This is a genomic window from Allocatelliglobosispora scoriae (genome assembly GCF_014204945.1).
GTDB classification, from domain to species: Bacteria; Actinomycetota; Actinomycetes; order Mycobacteriales; family Micromonosporaceae; genus Allocatelliglobosispora; species Allocatelliglobosispora scoriae.
In genome coordinates this window covers 4,048,528-4,064,765 of the sequence record NZ_JACHMN010000002.1, presented here as the reverse complement: position 1 = coordinate 4,064,765, position 16,238 = coordinate 4,048,528, and the positions used below count along the sequence as shown (strand labels likewise).

The 16,238-nt window shown below is 69.8% G+C and carries 14 protein-coding genes and 1 pseudogene; 4 read left to right on the top strand and 11 right to left on the bottom strand.

The features are described 5' to 3' along the window. Nucleotides 1-53: 53 nt before the first annotated feature. The 7 genes and pseudogenes from F4553_RS24090 to F4553_RS24060 all read right to left on the bottom strand — a co-directional run bounded on the left by F4553_RS24090 (nucleotide 54) and on the right by F4553_RS24060 (nucleotide 6,717). The gene (locus F4553_RS24090; RefSeq protein ID WP_007465623.1) at nucleotides 54-155 is read right to left on the bottom strand and encodes a 30S ribosomal protein bS22; all 102 of its coding nucleotides are present in this window, start codon (nucleotides 153-155) and stop codon (nucleotides 54-56) included. A gap of 184 nt (nucleotides 156-339) precedes the next feature. Then, nucleotides 340-549, bottom strand: a complete 210-nt coding sequence (locus tag F4553_RS24085; RefSeq protein WP_184839528.1) for a helix-turn-helix domain-containing protein — start codon at nucleotides 547-549, stop codon at nucleotides 340-342. Nucleotides 550-715: 166 nt separating this feature from the next. After that, on the bottom strand, nucleotides 716-1,900 hold the full coding sequence (locus F4553_RS24080) for an ABC transporter permease (protein WP_184839526.1): 1,185 nt from the start codon (nucleotides 1,898-1,900) through the stop codon (nucleotides 716-718). After that, nucleotides 1,900-2,583 (bottom strand): annotated as a pseudogene (locus tag F4553_RS24075) (ABC transporter ATP-binding protein); the annotation flags it as partial. The gene F4553_RS24080 and the pseudogene F4553_RS24075, both read right to left, overlap by 1 nt. Further along, nucleotides 2,580-3,893 (bottom strand): efflux RND transporter periplasmic adaptor subunit, encoded by a 1,314-nt coding sequence (locus F4553_RS24070; protein ID WP_312875328.1) that lies wholly within the window; start codon nucleotides 3,891-3,893, stop codon nucleotides 2,580-2,582. The pseudogene F4553_RS24075 and the gene F4553_RS24070, both read right to left, overlap by 4 nt. Nucleotides 3,894-3,961: 68 nt before the next feature. Continuing rightward, nucleotides 3,962-5,659 carry a hypothetical protein gene (locus F4553_RS24065; protein WP_184839520.1) on the bottom strand — a complete coding sequence of 566 codons (1,698 nt, stop codon included), beginning with the start codon at nucleotides 5,657-5,659 and terminating at the stop codon, nucleotides 3,962-3,964. Nucleotides 5,660-5,796: 137 nt separating this feature from the next. Further along, complete coding sequence (locus tag F4553_RS24060; protein ID WP_184839518.1) at nucleotides 5,797-6,717, bottom strand: proline dehydrogenase family protein; 921 nt, start codon at nucleotides 6,715-6,717, stop codon at nucleotides 5,797-5,799. A gap of 102 nt (nucleotides 6,718-6,819) precedes the next feature. On the opposite strand from F4553_RS24060, the gene F4553_RS24055 reads away from it, so the two are divergent. Then, on the top strand, nucleotides 6,820-7,377 hold the full coding sequence (locus F4553_RS24055; protein ID WP_184839516.1) for a CGNR zinc finger domain-containing protein: 558 nt from the start codon (nucleotides 6,820-6,822) through the stop codon (nucleotides 7,375-7,377). A gap of 7 nt (nucleotides 7,378-7,384) precedes the next feature. Here F4553_RS24055 and F4553_RS24050 read toward each other — a convergent pair whose 3' ends face one another. From F4553_RS24050 to F4553_RS24040, 3 genes are read right to left on the bottom strand one after another with little or no spacing between them, the layout of a single operon-like run. Beyond that, nucleotides 7,385-8,530: a glycosyltransferase family 4 protein gene (locus tag F4553_RS24050; protein WP_184841148.1), complete on the bottom strand. Its 1,146-nt coding sequence runs from the start codon at nucleotides 8,528-8,530 to the stop codon at nucleotides 7,385-7,387. A 29-nt stretch (nucleotides 8,531-8,559) separates the two neighbouring features. After that, nucleotides 8,560-9,525, bottom strand: coding sequence for a UbiA prenyltransferase family protein (locus F4553_RS24045; RefSeq protein WP_184839514.1), 966 nt, complete (start codon nucleotides 9,523-9,525; stop codon nucleotides 8,560-8,562). A gap of 42 nt (nucleotides 9,526-9,567) precedes the next feature. Continuing rightward, complete coding sequence (locus F4553_RS24040) at nucleotides 9,568-10,599, bottom strand: NAD-dependent epimerase/dehydratase family protein (protein ID WP_184839512.1); 1,032 nt, start codon at nucleotides 10,597-10,599, stop codon at nucleotides 9,568-9,570. Nucleotides 10,600-10,884: 285 nt separating this feature from the next. Here F4553_RS24040 and F4553_RS24035 point away from each other — a divergent pair, with 285 nt between their 5' ends. The 3 genes from F4553_RS24035 to F4553_RS24025 all read left to right on the top strand — a co-directional run bounded on the left by F4553_RS24035 (nucleotide 10,885) and on the right by F4553_RS24025 (nucleotide 15,268). Continuing rightward, entirely contained in the window at nucleotides 10,885-12,051 is a 1,167-nt protein-coding gene (locus tag F4553_RS24035; protein ID WP_184839510.1) for an endonuclease/exonuclease/phosphatase family protein, read from the top strand. A 191-nt stretch (nucleotides 12,052-12,242) separates the two neighbouring features. Then, entirely contained in the window at nucleotides 12,243-13,265 is a 1,023-nt protein-coding gene (locus F4553_RS24030) for a glycosyltransferase family 2 protein (protein ID WP_246466508.1), read from the top strand. 206 nt (nucleotides 13,266-13,471) lie between these two features. Then, nucleotides 13,472-15,268, top strand: coding sequence for an AfsR/SARP family transcriptional regulator (locus tag F4553_RS24025; RefSeq protein ID WP_184839506.1), 1,797 nt, complete (start codon nucleotides 13,472-13,474; stop codon nucleotides 15,266-15,268). Between the two features lie 38 nt (nucleotides 15,269-15,306). Here the strand turns inward: F4553_RS24025 and F4553_RS24020 are convergent, their stop codons facing one another. Next, entirely contained in the window at nucleotides 15,307-16,230 is a 924-nt protein-coding gene (locus F4553_RS24020; RefSeq protein ID WP_184839504.1) for an oxidoreductase, read from the bottom strand. Nucleotides 16,231-16,238: the final 8 nt, after the last annotated feature.

The following is a 16,238-nucleotide window of genomic DNA, read 5'->3' as shown; positions in this document are numbered from 1 at the left end:
ATGACCGAACCGCCCGAACCGACATCGCACTGGCCCGGGCGGCGGTCATGCGATTACTTACCGAGGCGACGACGCTGGACGCGGGTCTTGCGCAGCAGCTTGCGGTGCTTCTTCTTCGCCATGCGCTTGCGGCGCTTCTTGACCACGGAGCCCATACGGCAGCCCTCTCAGATGAACATCGGTTTGCACCGGCACCGTCGGGCGCCAGGCATTCGGACAGTAGTCCCTGGTCGTTACCAGCGCTGGCGTGTAAGAACCACGCGGCGGCCACGGTCAGAGTCGGTGTCCAGGGTAACCGTACCCATACGTGATCGTGAAACCGAGGGCTGTCCTGCCCGGTCAGGCAGCCTTGGAGAGCGCATCCTGGAGGTAGGTGTGCACCGCGTGCTCCGGCACCCGGAACGATCGACCGACCCGGACCGCTGCCAGGTCACCCGAGTGCACGAGCCGGTAGACGGTCATCTTCGAGACCCGCATGAGCGTCGCGACCTCGGCGACCGTCAGGAAGCGCACCTCGGCGAGAGCGCTGTCATGTGGTGTTCCGCGCATTGGTCCGCCACCCAATCCCGTCTCCTGCGCGACCCAGCCGAAGGGGTGCTCCGCGGCTGCTGGGCGACGCGCGTGTTACTAGTACGGTAACGGGACGGTTGGGGCAGCCGCGACTCCTTCGCGAAACACCCCCGCGATATCACTCCATTCCTGGCGCGGAGCCGTCTCACTCCGAACGCAGCGCGATGACCGGGTCCAGGCGGCCGGCCCGCTGCGCGGGCACGACCCCGAAGATGATCCCCACTCCCGCCGAGACGCCGAAGGCGAGCGCCAGCGACCACCAGGTGACAGCGGCCGGTACGGGTGTCAGCGCCGCGATGATCAGCGACGATCCCACCCCGAGGGCGATCCCGAGCAGCCCGCCGAGCGTAGTGAGCAGGATGGCCTCGAGCAGGAACTGCACGGAGATGTCCCGGGGCCGGGCGCCGACCGCCTTGCGCAGGCCGATCTCCCGGATCCGTTCCCGGACCGAGACGAGCATGATGTTCGACACGCCGACCCCGCCGACGAGCAGCGAGATCCCGGCGATCGCCGCCAGCACGCTCGTGAGCACCCCCAGGATGTCGCCGAGCACGCCGAGGATCTGCTCCTGCGTCACCGCGCTGAACTCCGACTCCGGGTGCCGTTTGTGCAGGTCGGCGATGATCCGATCGCCCAGGTCGGCGATCGTCTCCCGCTCGGGTGCCTTCACCGCGAAGGCGTCGATCCGGCTGGTGGCGTAGAGGCGGTGTGCCGTGGTGATCGGGATGTGCACCTCGTCGTCCCGGTCCACGCCGAGGCTCTGCCCGACCGACTGGAAGACGCCGATGACGCGGAACCGCACGCCCGCGATCGTGACCTGCTGGCCGACGGCGTCCCGCTCGCCGAAGAGGGTCCGGGCGACACTCGCGCCGAGCACCGCCACCCGTCGGGCGGTGTCGACATCGGTACGGGTCAGGTAGTGCCCGCTGCGTACCTCGCGGACGAAGACCTTCGGCGTGGTCTCGATGACGCCGAGCACGCTGGTGAACTTGCTCGACGTGCCGGCCGCGACGGTCTCCCCGGAGGCGAGCGTGACGGCGACCCGGTCCCGCTCCCCCACGATCCGGGTCACCGCGTCGAGGTCGTCCATGTCGAGCCGGGACTGCGTCGGGGCAGCCCCGAAGGAGACCTGGCCGGGCACCACGATCAGCAGGTTGGAGCCGAGCCCCTCCACCTGGGCCTCGACCTCGTTCTTCGTACCGGTGCCGAGGGCGACCAGGACCACGACGGCGCCGACGCCGATCACCATGCCGAGCATCGTCAGGCCGCTGCGCATCCGGTTTGCCCGCAGCGCGTCGACCGCGACCCGCCACGCCTCCGCGAACCTCACACGATCACCCCGTCGCGCATCGCGATCTGGCGCGAGGCCCGGGCCGCGACATCGCGGTCGTGGGTGACCAGGACCACCGCCACCCCGTCCTCGCGATTGAGCCGTTCGAGCAGCTCCAGCACCGCAGCGCCGGTCGTCGTGTCGAGGTTGCCGGTCGGCTCGTCCGCGAGCAGCACGGCCGGGGCGGTGACGAGCGCGCGGGCGATCGCCACCCGCTGCTGCTCGCCGCCCGACATCTGGTTGGGCCGGTGGTCGACCCGGTGCGCCAGGCCGACCTTGGCGAGCGTCTCGGTGGCGATCCGCCGCCGCTCGCGGGCACCGAGGCCGCGGTAGACGAGGGGCAGCGCGACGTTGTCCACGGCGCTGGTCCTCGGCAGCAGGTGGAACGCCTGGAAGACGAAGCCGATCTCGGTGTTGCGCAGGGCCGCCATCTCCGATGCCGTGAGCTGGGAGACATCGCGACCGCCGATCGACAGGCGCCCCGACGTGGGCTGGTCCAGCCCGCCGAGCAGGTGCATCAGCGTCGACTTGCCCGAACCGGAGGGCCCGATGATGGCGAGGTAGTCGGCGCGGGGAATGGTGAGCGAGACGCCTCGCAGCGCCTCGACCGTCACCCCGTCGAGCTGGTAGGAGCGGGTGACGTCGACCGCCTCGATCGCGAGCTGGACCTCGGGCTCCGTCACGGCAGCGCGTCCCCGGCGTGGACCTTGTCGACGCCCTTGACGACGATCCGGTCGCCGGACTTCAGCCCGTCGAGGACCTGCACCGACTGCGTCCCGGCGACGCCGAGGCGGATGTCGCGCCGGGCCGCCCTGCCGTCCGGGTCGACCAGCCACACCGCGTCCCGACCGTCGGCACTGAAGATCGCCGACGACGGGATCGCCACGGTGTCCGGCGCCTCCCGGACCTTCAGGTGGGCCACCGCGCTCATCCCCGGCCGCGGGGTCGGCGCCACCGACCCGTCGGCGAACTTGCCCTCCCCCAGCGACAGCCGCACCCGGTAGGCGACGGCACCCCGGCTGTTGGCGGTCGGCAGCACATCGATCGACTGCACCGTCGCGGCGTAGACCGCCCCGGTCGCCGCGTCGAGCTCCGCCTCGGCGGCTATCCCCGCCTTCACCAGCAGGATGTCGGTCTCGTCCACCTCCGCCACGAGGCTCAGCGCGCTCACGTCGACGACGGTGAGGATCGCCGCACCGGCCGTGACGAGGCCGCCCACCGGAACCGACTGCTCGACACCCGCCGGAGTCGAACCCTGCGCACCACCCGCCGACGGCACCGCGCCACCGGCGAGGCCGCCCAGCAGATCGGTCAGGCTCGAACCGCTCGGCGCTGCCGAGACGCCGCCGAGCTGCACCACTCCGGGGATCGGCGCCCGCAGCGTCAATGCGTCCACAGTCGACTTGGCGAGGTCGTAGGCCTGCTGCGCCTGGAGCTTCTGTGCCGCGCCGAGCGCGCTCATCGCCGAACCCAGTGACGACAGGCCCTTGCCGACGCCGTTGACGGCGGATGCGACCGCCTTCGCCGCCGCCCGGTAGTTCTGCTCGGCCGCGGCGATCTGGGCCAGCAGCGCGGCTCTCAGCGCCGGATCCGCGATGTGCCCGGCGGCGGCCCGCGCGTGCGCGAAGGCGTCCGCGGCGGCGTCATCGAGTCGGCCGGTGGCACCGCCGAGGTTGAGGCTCACCCCGCCACCGCCCGAGCGCTTCGCGGCGGCGAGCGCCTGCTTCGCCTGCGCCAGCCGGGCCTGCGCCGACGGCGAGTCGACGACCGCCAGCACCTGGCCCTTCTTGACCTGTGCGCCGGGCGCCACCAGCAGCTTCGCCAGCGTGCCGTCGGCGGCCGCGGTCATCGTCGCCGCGGCACGCGCGGCCACCGCCGCGGGCGCGTCCACCACCTCCGTCACGGTGGTACGCGTGACATCGGCGACGACGATTCCGGTCGCCTCCGCATCACAGGAGGCGGCGGTGAGGAAGACGAATGCGGTGAGCAACACGAGGGGTCGGCGCACACTGCATTATTGCCCTGCCCAGGGAGTGGGACTGTCGTCGATATTGCTGTTAGTTATCTCACTGTGGAACGGATGTAGGAGACGAGGTCCCCCTCCACAATGGACCACGACTTGCCGAAGGCCTCCTGCGAAGCGGCCGTCTCCGAGGCGCCGTCGTGCACGACCGAGGTGTAGAACTGCAGCATCTTCGCCTCGCCGTAACGCTCGGCGAGCTGCCGGACGGCGAGGAAGCTGATGCCGTACTTCGCGCCCACATCGGCGTCCGGGTCGCTGTCGCGGGGTGCCTTCACGGCGACCTTGCCGTCCCACTTGCTCGCGCCGACGTACTTGCGCACGTAGTAGAGCTCGCCGTAGAGGCGGACCGGGGAGCCGTCCATCTCGGCGTACTCGGCGATGCCCTCCTCGAGCCACCAGAACTTCACGTCGCCCGATCGGCCGGGCACGGTGCTGGCGTGGGTCATCTCGTGGCGCAACGTGTTGTCGATCAGCGACTTGCTGACGACGGCGGCGTTGAGCACGATCTCCGTCCGCAGGTCACCGGTGGAGATCGAGACACCGGCGGCCCAGGTCGGCGGAGCCCAGGAGTACCAGGAGTTCCACTCGGACGGGCTGGCGTAGAAGATCACGTAGCGGCTCGGGGGCTTGCCGAAGGCGAGGCGGTCGGAGACCTTCGCCGCCTTCTCCGCGTCGACGGCGAGCTGGGCCAGGTTCTTCGCGTAGGTCGGGGTGGTCGCCACGATCGTCCGCTCCCCCGCGACGGCCTGCAGGTCGGCGACCTCCCACGGGCGAGGGCCGAGCTGGTCCTTGCCGCTGATCTTGATTTCCTGGACCCGGGGCTTGTCGGCGACGAGGCGCCACAGCTCCGTCCGCGTCGACACCGACTCCTCGCAGACCGCGGTGCCGAAGCAGGGGTGCGAGACGACATCCATCTTCCAGACCGCGTCGAAGCCCTCACCGGACTCCTTGATCGGCAGGCCCTTCACCTCGCTGCGCCACGAGGCGACCTTCAGCTGCTGCAGCGAGGCGAACTGCCGCTTGAGGACGGCGATCGCCTGCGGCTTGGCCGCGTCACCGGAGGCGAGATAGGCGGCCTGGTCGTGCTGCACCAGGGCCTTGTCGCGGACGGCGAGCGCCTCGTTGACCCGATCCACCATCCAGTCGCGGTAGACGTCCCAGCGATCACCCGCGACCGGCCTGCGCGCCGAACCCTTCGTCGCCGACGCCCGGGGGCTGCCGGTGTCGAGGTTCGTGCTCTCGTTGTAGTAGTAGAAGCCGATCGCACCGGCGGCGGGCAGCACGCAGAGCACGAGCACGGCGGCGAGCGCCGAGAAGAGCCAGAACTTCCAGCGGCTGCGCGGCGGCTGCGGGGGCAGGGGCGGCGGGTACGGGTACGGCGTACCCCCGAACTGCTGCGGAACCCCCGCGTAGGTCGGCGGACCCGGATACGTCGGCGGGCCCTGGTAGCCGGGCTGCGGCGGGTAGCCGGGCTGCGGCGGATACACCGGCTGCGGCGGGTAGCCGGGCCGGGCCGGGTAACCGGGCTGCCCCTGATGGCCCGGCTGGACCGGCGGATAGCCCTGGGGCGCACCGGGCTGCCACGTCGGCGCGGTCGGCTGCTGGGGCGGTGCATAGGGCGACACCGGAGCGCCGTAGGGCGGTACCGGTGATGCCGCCGGCGGCGGGTTCTCGGTCGGCGGCGGCAGCGCACCGGGGAAGGGCTGGGCATAGGCCGGGTACGCCGGCGGATCCACCGGGGGCCGCTGATGCGGAGTTACCGATGGATCAGTCTCGGTACGGTCCGGCGAGCCATATTCGTCCCCTGTGTGCACAGGCGACGAGGCTACGCGATTCGGGCGGGCCCCAGCTCCCCCGTTCGTCCCAAAATGGGCTACTTCTTCGAGGTCAGTGCCCTGGCGAAGAACATCATGTTGGCGGGGCGCTCGGCGAGACGACGCATGAGGTAGCCGTACCACTGCGTGCCGTAGGGCACATAGACCCGCACGGTGTAACCCGCCGCCGCGAGCCGCCGCTGCTCCTCCGGGCGCACGCCGTAGAGCATCTGGAACTCGAACTCGTCGGGCGACCGGTCGAACCAGCGCGCCCGGTCCTCACCGATCGCGATGAGCCGGGGGTCGTGCGTCGCGAGCATCGGGTAGCCCTCGCCCGCCATCAGCACGTTCATGCAGCGGACGTATGACTTGTCCACATCCAGGGCCGCCTGGAACGCGACGTGCTCCGGCTCCTTGTAGGCGCCCTTGCAGAGGCGGACCCGGGATCCGCTGCCCGCGAGCTCCCGGCAGTCCTGCTCGGTGCGGCGCAGGTAGGCCTGGAGCACGGCACCCGTGGTCGGGTAGTCCTTGCGCAGCCGGGCCAGGATCGCCAGCGTCGAGTCGGTGGTGGTGTGGTCCTCCATGTCGAGGGTCACCGTCGTGCCGACCGCGGCCGCCGCGGCGCAGATGGCGCGGGCGTTGGACTCGGCCCGCTCCTCGTCGAAGGCCTGGCCGAGCGCGGAGAGCTTGAGGCTCACCTCGGCGCCGTGGCTGAGGCCCTGCTCGCCGAGGGCGGCGAGAAGATTGAGGTATTCGTCACGGGTGGCGTTGGCCTGATCCTCGTTGAGAGTGTCCTCACCGAGATGGTCCAGCGTGACGGTGAGACCGTCGTCGAGGAGTTCCCTGGTTGCCCTGAGGGCATCATCGGTCGTGGTGCCGGCGACGAACCGCCGGACGACGTCCCGGCTGATCGGCGCGGAGCCGACAGCCCTCTCTACCTTGGCGGATCGCGACGCTGCGAGGATCACCGAACGGAGCATGACCCCAGCCTAACGCTCGCTCAGTTGGTCGATGTGCCGAGCTATCCGGATTAGGCCCACGCTGGAGGTGTAAGAACGCGACGATTCGTCTACCTTTATCGGGTGGACTTCGACGCGTACGCCAAGACCGCCGTTGACCTTGTCAACGCTCCCTTGGAGCACCTGGACGACCTGCGCGCCGTCTTCATCGATGAGCGCAGCTGGATGCGCGAGGAGGCGGTGGAGCGGGACGTGGCCGTTTTCCGACGCGCCCAGAAGCGGCTCCGGGACGTCTTCGAGTCCGGCGCGGCCGGACGGGACGCCGAGGCGGTCGCCGAGCTCAACATCCTGCTGGAGACCTACCCCATCCAGCCACGGATCTCCGGGCACGACTCCGGCGACTGGCACATGCACGTGACCAGCCGGGGCGCCTCGGTCAGCGCGGAGTACCTCGCCGGTGCGGCCTGGGGCCTCGCCGTCTGGCTCTGCGAATACGGCAGCGCCCGCTTCGGCGTCTGTGCCGACGAACGCTGCGGCAACGTCTACCTCGACACGTCTTCCAACAACTGCCGGCGCTTCTGCTCCGAGCGGTGCGCCACCCGGTCGCACGTGGCGGCGCACCGCGCCCGCAAGCGCGCGGCGGTCGACGAGACGCTCACGCAGCTGGCACCCGTCGGCTGATCGATCGTCATCCGCGCGCTGTCGCGGCGGCCTCCGACTGTTCGAGGAAGACCGCTGCGTATCGGTCGAGGCAGCCCTCGGCGCCGAACAGCTCCCTCGCCGTCTTGGCCCCGTGCGCGCGGGTGACGTCGTCCCAGCCGAGCACGTCGAGCAGCGCGTCGCGCAACCCGACCGGATCACGTGGCTGCACGATGGCGCCCATGCCGGTGGCGAGCACCGGGTAGCGGCCGCCCGGCAGGTCGGTGGTGACCGAGGGGATGCCGCACATCATCGCCTCGACCTGCACGATGCCGAACGATTCGGCGATCGACGGCAGCGCGAACGCGTCGATCGAGGCGTAGAAGTCGTCGATCTGCCGGCCGCGTAGCAGACCCAGGATCTGGATCCGGGGGTCGCGCTGCGCGGCCTGGCGGACCTGGTCGATCACGCTGCCGCCCGCGACGGTGAGGTAGTCGCCGCCCACGAGCAGGCGCGCTTGCGGGTCGGTGATCCCGGCGAAGGCGGCGATGAGGTACTCCAGGCCTTTGTCGGGCACGATGCGCCCGAGGAAGCCGATGTGCGGCCCGGAGCTCTGCCGGTAGGCCGGCTCACCGCCGCGGCGGTCCACACAGGGCGCCGAGATCGCCGAGCGCCGTGCTTGGCGCAGCACGGGCCACAGTTGCGAGTGCTCGGCCTGGTCGTCGCTGTTGACGACCACGGCTGCCGACCGCCGGAGGGCCATCCTGGAGGAGATCTTCACTGCGGCCATCGCAGCCCGGGTGACGAGGCTGGGCGGCAGCCACAGGTCAATGTGATAGGTGGACACGACCGGTGTCGGCAGCCGCCGGGCGGTGATCAGTCCCGCCTCGAGCATCGGCAGGTGCAGGTTGAGCACCCGCGAGCGGCGGGCCACACGGCGCACGGTGGCGGCGAACGACGGGCTGACCAGTCCTCGGCTGATCGAGGCGACGACGGGGCAGCGGTACACGTCGACGCCGCGGATCTGTTCGCGCAGCGGCAGCGCGGGGTCGTGCCGGGCAGCCACGACGGCCACCCGCCAGCCCCGATCGGCGAGGCCTTCGGCGACGGTCCGAGCGACCTCGGTCAGCCCGCTGACATAGGGGGTGTAGTAGTTGACCGCGACGCAGACGTCGTAGTCGCGGGCTTCCGGCATGCTCACGAAGGTCCCTCCACGGGCGGTTTCTACGAGCTCAGGATCAGGATCGGCATGAGGATCGCCGCCCACAGGCCGAGGTTGACCTGCATGGAGCGATCGCGGATCAGATCCTCGACGGGGTCGCCGCCGGACCGCTCCACCATGAGCATCTGCAGGTAGCGGTAGACGGTGAAGGCGGCGAAGGGGAATGTCAGCCCGGCGGCGGCCGCTCCGTAGGGGGCTTGCAGCTGCGACATCGAGGCCACGTAGCAGACGAGGGCGGCGACGAGATTGACGACGACGACGTGGTCGAGGAACTGCACGGAGTAGGCCGCCAGCACCGGCCGGTGCCGAGCAGCCGTCTCGTCGGCGGCCAGGCCCGCCAACTCGTGGCGGCGCTTGCCCAGAGACAGGGCGACGCATGCGCAGTAGACGCAGATCAGCAGGATCGGCTGCACGTCCAGCCCGGCGGCGATGGTCCCGGCGAGGACCCGCAGGACGAAACCGCCGGCCACGACGGACACGTCGACCAGGGGCTGATGTTTGAGCGAGAGGCTGTACCAGAGGTTCATCACCAGGTAGACGCCGATGATCGCCGCCACCAGCGGTGGCACGGTGACGAGCAGCGCCAGCGTCACGACCAGCAGGACGACCAGGACGGCGACCGCAGCGGGCACGCTGACCCGTCCGCTGGCCAGCGGACGCAGCCGCTTGACCGGATGCAGCCGGTCGGACTCGCGGTCGCGCAGATCGTTGACCACATACACCGTGGAGGCCGCGATGAGGAAGCTCAGCAGGGTCAGCCCGATCGTGGCGATGTGCGACAGCGACGCGACCGGTGCGGTGATCAGCGGCGCCACCAGCACCAGGCTGCCTTTGATCCAGTGGCGGGGGCGGAGCAGCGCCACGTGGGCGCTGATCTGGTGAAGGGGTCGTGTCTCGCGGGTGACGGTCGGGCTGTCGACGGTGACGGCGTCCGGTGATGCGTAGATGACGGCAGCCTGTCTGTTCAAGGCTTGATCCATGAGGAGCCTCTCCTTACCAGCGACGTGCGGTCAGAACAGCGCCTTGGCGAGCCGGAGTGCGCCCTGCTTCCAGGGGTCGCGATGGGTACGCCCGGTGCTGCGCCGTGCCGCGCCGGCGGTTTCGTGCCACCAGTCATACGTCTTGAGCAGCGCCTGCTTGTTGCTGAATTGAGGGTTGAAGCCGAGCCGGTCACACGCCTTGTCGATCGAGACGTACGAGTCGCGGGTCAGCTTGTGCACCAGCCGCCGGTAGACCGGCGACAGCCGCAGGGCGGCCAGCACACGCAGTGCCGCGACGGCAGGCCCAACCGGCACGGTGACGATCCGCTTGCCATGGCCTGCCGCGTCGAGGACGGCTTGGAAGTCCTCGCGGAGCGTCCCGAACTCGCGGGCGCCGATGTTGAAGGTGTCGTTCACGATGTAGTCGGGCTGCTCGCAGGCGAGCTGGACGGCGTCGCACAGATCCTCGACGTCGAGCATCTGCGTGGCCACGCGACCGCCGCCGAGCAGCGGGAAGTGCCGGCCCTCGTCGGCCCACTCGAACAGCATCGCGAACAGCCCGAGGCGCTCGCGGCCCAGGAACGTCTTGGGCCGCAGGATCGGTGCGCACAGGCCCTGTCCGCGGCCGAGCAGGACGGCGGACTCCGCGGCGAGCTTCGCCGCCGAATAGGCGTCGACCGGCTCGCACGGGTAGTCCTCGGTGGTGGGACACAGGCGCGGCAGCCCGTAGACGGCCGTGGAGGAGATGTGCACGAGCCGCCCGACACCGGCACGCTGCGCGGCCGTCACCACCGACCTCGTGCCGTCGACATCGACGGACCGGATCTCGGCGGAGCGGTGGCTGGGCAGCGCGGCGGCCGAGTGGATGACCACGTCGGCGGTGTCGAAGGCGGTGGTCATGGTGTCGGTGTCGCGGACGTCGGCCTCGATGAACCGGGCCCGCGCGTGTGCCTGGGCGGTGAGCGGTCGCACGTCGATGCCGGTCCAGGTCACGCCCGGCCAGGGCCGGGTCAGCAGGGCTGTGCCGAGCATGCCGGCCGCGCCGGTAACGACGATGTGCATATTGCCCTCCCATTCATGGCGCCCTACGCTGCTGCCGACAGCCGAATGCGGCTGTCTTTCGAATGGACATTGCGCCGTCGGCGGACATCGGCTCCCGGATAAGATCCAATGTTCGACACATAGGACCCTACCGATCATCGATTGCCGACCTCTTGGTGATCGCACCAAGAATCCGCCAAGACCGCGGTGGAACACTTTTCAAGCCGATCACTATTGGCGGTCGTTGATCAAAAGCAATACGGGGAATTGAGGTGTGCCGTTGTGGGGAAAGCCACGGTTGCCCAGTTGATCGTCAGCGAGCCCGTCGCGGCCGTCGAGCCGACTCCCGTCGTGAAACCGCGGTGGTGGAAGCGCTGGCTCGTGCGCCTGGCCGTGTTCGCATGCACCTTCTGGCTGCTCCTGGTCACCGCGCATCGCGTCCTGAGCGGACGGGCCTACTGGTGGGGGCCGATCGACCTGCTGCCGCCGCTGGCCTTCGCGGCGGTCCCGGTGGCGCTCTTCGTCGTCGCGCTGCTGGCACGACCGGTGCGCTGGCGCCTCAGCGCGGTGGTGGCGGTGGCCCTGGTGCTGGGCATCGGCTACAGCGGGATCAACTTCGCGACCCTGTGGTATTCCCCGCCGGCGGCTCCGACCGACGCGATCAAGCTGATCACCTGGAACACCGAGTACTGGGATCAGGACCTGGAGGGCGGCGCGCCGCGCAGCACCGAGGACTTCTACGCCTTCCTCCGCCGGCACGACGCCGACGTCTACATGCTCCAGGAGTACGCCCACGTCGACTTCACGCTGGCCGACACGGCGTCGCAGGCCCTCGCCATCGACCAGGAGGCGCAGCTGCGCGCGGCGTTCCCGGGCTACGAGATCGTCATCGCCGGGCGCGACATCACGCTGTCACGGCTCCCGGTGCTGGGGCACCGCTGGCTGGACTCGACCACATTTCTGCCGGAGGAGTTCAAAGCCGTCCCGGCGGGCCTGCGCGAGCGGCCGCTGTTCTACCAATCGCAGACGCTGCGCACCGACATCCGGGTCAACGGCCAGGTCGTGTCGTTCTACAACTCCCACATCTACCAGCCGCCGCAGCGGATCTTCCGGTTGCGCAACGACCCGGACCGCAGCATGTTCGACATCGACCGGTTCAACTTCGAGATCCGCCGCGCCAGCTACCGGGCCATCGCCGCGGACATGGCGCAGAACACCAACCGCATCGTGATGGGCGGCGACCTCAACACCTCGCCGTCGATGGGCATCCTGTCGATGATCCCCGACCGCCTGGTCGATCAGACCCGGGCGCTGTCGTCGATCTACCCGGTGACGTGGCCGGCCACCAACCGGGCGTGGCGCCTGGACTGGCTGTTCACCACGCCTGACATCGAAGTGTCCAGCTATGACCTGCTGGAGCCGGCGGGATTGTCGGATCACAAGGTCCAGCAGGTCCTGCTGTCGGCTCACTGAAGCCCACCCGCGCCCGGATCCATCCGCCGCATAGCGCACTCGCGTACGTCGATGACGACGGCGTCGGCTGATCGACCACATTAGATAACGGCGCAGAAACACTGTCCATCTACAGTCGACTCGACCGCGTTGGGCAACCGGTCGAGTCGCGCATCATCCCATGTCGCATTCGTCAGACCTCTGGAGTGTCGATGACTGAAGCGGGACCTGCACTTGTGTCGGTGATCGTGCCTTGCCACAACAGCAAGAAGACCATCTCCCTATGCATCGAATCGGTATTGGCGCAGACCTATCCTCATATAGAACTGATTGTCGTCGATGATGCCAGCACCGATGAGACGGCTGCGATCGCCGGTGCCTACGATTGCACCGTCGTCCCGTTGGCCGACAACGTCGGTGCGGGGATCGCGAGAAACCGCGGAATCGAGTCCAGCCACGGCAGCATCCTGTTCTTCCTCGATTCCGATGTCGCGCTGGCGCCACAGGCGGTCGAGAACGCGGTTGGCGTCCTGGAGGCGAATCCCACCTACGGCGCGGCCTGGGGCATCTATGGTGACCGGCCGCTGGTCGACGACGGCGTGGTGGAGCAGGTCCAGGTGCTCTTCGGCCACTACCGCCAGATTCAGCCGAGTCCGGTCCACACCGGCCACTTCGCGGTCGGTGCGGTCCGCAGGTGGGTCGTCGAGGCGATCGGTGCGTTCGACGAGCGGCTGTTCGGGCAGTGGACCAACGAGGACCACGAGTTCGGCCTGCGCATCGCCGAGAATTTCCCGGTGACGCGGGCGCTGGGCGTCGTCGGCTATCACGACGACGACGACAAGATGTGGCCGGTCGTGCGCAAGCGGTTCGGCCGGGCGGTGTCGTTGATGCCGCTGATCCTCAAGCAGCGCGATCTGAAGCCGGAGCGGGAGGCGCTGCACCGGCCGCCGGAGATCGCCGCTATCCTGCTGGCCGCGGCGGGCGCTCCGCTGCCGATCCTCTCGCCCTATCTGGCCGTGGTCCCGGCGGTGTTCCTCGCCTGGTTCGTCTGGGAGAACCTGCCGCTGCTGAGCTTCGTGCGCCGCAACGCGGGCTGGCGGGTGGCCGCGGCGACGATGGTGCTCAGTTACGTCTACGGCCTGGCGGTCGGCCTGGGCGGCGTGAGCGGTGCCGTGCGATACCTGATCGATCCGCGGTTCCGGCGCCGCTACCGGAGTGCGGTGGCCGTGTCGTGATCATCGAGCCGGCTCGCCCGGACGCGCACAACGGCTGCGGGCCGCCGCGCCAACGGGCACCCGCGCAATCATAAGAGTCGTTACGGTCTATCCGTTCGACAGATATGGAAATCAATCCGAGCTCTTAGTATGGGAACGCTCCCATGCATGGTTCGGCGGGGGACGAGCATGCAGGGGGAAGCATGAGAGTTCGACTCCTTGGTCCAGTGGACGTAGAGGCAGATGGGCGTTCGCTGGACATAGGACCGCTGCAGCGCCGCGCGGTCCTGGCAGCCCTGGCGGTCGACGCCGGCAATCCGGTGTCGTTGGACGCCCTAACCGAACGGGTCTGGGGTGCGCAGACACCCGAAGCACCGCGCAGCGCGCTTTACGCCCACGTCGCCCGGCTGAGACGGTTTCTGGCCACCGCCGACCGGGACATCCAACCGGTACGCCTGAGCCGCCACGCCGACGGTTACGTGCTCAACATCGACCGCCAGCAGGTGGATCTGCACCGCGTCACGCAGCTCGTGGAGGCATGCCGCGTCGCACCCGTCCCGAACAACGACACGCGCATCGTCGCTCTGCGCCAGGCGATGGACCTGTGGCGCGGGCAGCCCCTGTCCAACCTGGCCGGATACTGGGCGGTCAAGATCCGTCGCAGTGCCGAATCGCAACTGCTCGGCGTCGCCGCCGCCTGGGCAGCCGAGGAGCTGCGGTTGGGCAACGCCGAGGTCGTCGCGGACCGGTTGGCCCGCATCATCGAGTCCAACCCGCTCGCCGAGCCGCTGGTAGCACTGCAGATGCGAGCGCTGTGCGCGCTGGGCCGCACCTCCGAGGCACTGCAGTGCTACGCGGTCGGGCGCACCCAGATCGCCGAGCAGCTCGGGATGGAACCCGGTCCGGAGCTGCGCAACCTGCACGTGGCAGTGCTACGCGGCGAGCTCGACGGCACCTACGCCGGAAGCGTCGTCAGCCCCGCGGTCTCGGCCTCGCCGGTGCCCCGTCAACTCCCCACCGACGTGGTGCGGTTCGTCGGGCGCACCCGAGAGCTGTCCCGCATCCACGAGGGGCTGATGCCCCTCCGCCAGCAGGGGCTGACGCCGATCGTCGGGATCTATGGCGCAGTCGGCGTCGGTAAATCCACGCTGGCGGTGCACGCAGCGCATCAGCTCGTCGACGCGTACCCGGATGGACAGCTCTATCTCGAACTCCGCGGCTGCAGTGTCGGGACCGCGCCGCTGAGCCCGATGGACGCGCTGGCGCGGCTCCTGCGCGCGCTCGGCGTCGACCTGCCGTCGGCGTCCATGCAGGTCGATGAGGCTGCGGCACAGTTCCGGTCGCTGATGGCCGGGCGGCGCATGCTGCTGGTCTTCGACAACGCCGCCGACGCGACCCAGGTGCGTCCGCTGCTTCCGGGCGGGACCGGCTGCGGTCTGCTGGTGACGAGCCGCCAGCCGCTGACCGGCCTCGGCGACGTGTGCCAGGTGCCCGTCGGCCCGCTCGCGGTCGACGAGGCCGTGACGCTGCTCGGCCAGCTCGAGGGAGCCGATCGGGTCGCCGCCGAGCCGGAGGCCGCCGCCGCCATCGCGCAGTGGTGCGAATTCCTGCCGCTGGCCTTACGCATCGCCGCAGCGCGCCTGGTCGCCCGGCCCGGCTGGCCCCTCGCGGAGCTGCGTGACCGGCTGGCCGACGAGCACCAGCGGCTGGACAACCTGGAGGCCGACGGGATCGGGCTGCGGGCGAGCCTGGCCGGTTCTTACCATCAGCTGTCCGACAGCAAGGACCCGGCGGCACGGGCCGCCGCCGCCGCGTTCGCGCTGCTCGGCGCGTCGGGCGAGCCGGAGCTGAGCCGCTCGACCGCCGCTCGGCTGCTGGCTCAGTCCGAGGCGTGCGCCGAGCGCATCCTTGAGCGCCTCGTCGACGCCCAACTGCTGGAGACCTCCGCGCCGGGCACCTATCGGATGGGCGACCTGATGCGGTTGTATGCGCGAGAACGCTACGCCGCACCACAGGGCAATTGACTCCGGGTGCGGCGGCGAACATCGCGGTGGGGCCGCACCTATGCGGCGAACGCGTCGACCCCGGTCAGCTCAGCGGAGTAGGCCCACAGCCGCGCCGCCTGCTCCCGGTCCGTCTCGGTGTCGAAGGGCCTCGCCACAGCGCAGGCGATGAGGTAGGAGCCGCCCGTGCCGGCCAGCTGCGGCGAGGTCGCGGCCCACACCTGGGTCGCGGCGCCCTGCTCCGGTGCCCGGAACTCGGGCAGCAAGGGCGTGCCCTCCTCGTCGATCCACCCGGCGCCGACCATCTCCTCCTTGGTGAGGTGACGCTGCAGCGGAGTGAGGATGTAGCCCGGGTTCACCGAGAACGCGCGCACTCCGGCCGAGCGGCCGAGCAGGTCGAGGTGCGCCGCGAAGAGGGCGTTGGCCAGCTTCGACTGCCCGTAGGCGGCCCACTTGTTGTACTCGGTGTGCTCGAAGTGCACGTCGTCCCAGTTGATGGTGCCGTCCGGGCTGACACCGGAGGACACGACGACCACGCGCGCGTCGCCGCTGGCCGCGATCGCCGGCCAGAGCCGGTTGACCAGTGCGTAGTGACCGAGGTGGTTGGTGGCGAACTGCGCCTCCCACCCGGGCCCGACCCGCGTCTCGGGGTAGGCCATGATCCCCGCGTTGTTGATCACGATGTCGATCGTGCGGCCCGACGCCAGGAACCGGTCGGCGAACTTGTTCACGCTCTCCAGGTCACCGAGGTCGAGCTCGTCGACCTCGACGTTGGCCAGCCCGGCGAGGGCCTGGTTGGCGCTGTCGGGGCGGCGGGCCGGAACCACGACGTGCGCGCCCGCTGCGGCAAGCGCCCGCGTCGTGGCCAGTCCCAGGCCCGAGTAGCCGCCGGTGACGATGGCCAGCTTGCCGTGCAGGTCGATGCCGGCAAGCACGTCGGTGGCGGTGTTGTCGATCGTGAAAGCGGGCTGTGGTGTGGTCATCTTCAACT